The organism is Halorubrum sp. SS7 (assembly GCF_005435055.1).
Lineage (GTDB): Archaea > Halobacteriota > Halobacteria > Halobacteriales > Haloferacaceae > Halorubrum > Halorubrum salinarum.
The window spans coordinates 1-316 of record NZ_SGXV01000480.1 but is presented as its reverse complement, the minus strand read 5'-3'; the positions used below and the strand labels follow the sequence as shown (position 1 = coordinate 316).

Sequence of the window (316 nt, the reverse complement as noted above, 5' to 3'; positions counted from 1 at the left end):
GGGACGCTCATCAGCCACCCCGCGACGGTGTCGCTGTTGTACGACGCCGGGATCGACTACCGGGCGGTCCCGCACTGGGAACAGACGTGGCTCAACGAGGCGACCGAGCGGGTGGTCGACGAGGATCCGGTCCGCGTCGCGGTGACGGCACCAATCGGCGGCACCGAACACCGGTTCACGCTCGACGGGTCGCTCGACGTGGTCGACTGGGAGTGAGCCTGTTGACGTTCGCTTCGCTCGCTCTCTGATTCGAATCCCTCGGCGCATCCTCCCGCACCGACTCACTCGTCGCTGTCGCTCCTCGTTCGTTATGTGC

1 pseudogene is annotated in these 316 nt (G+C 66.5%); it reads left to right on the top strand.

Annotation, left to right across the window (positions count from 1 at the left end):
- Positions 1 to 216 (top strand): annotated as a pseudogene (locus tag EXE44_RS20535) (ArsR family transcriptional regulator); the annotation flags it as partial.
- Positions 217 to 316 lie beyond the last annotated feature (100 nt).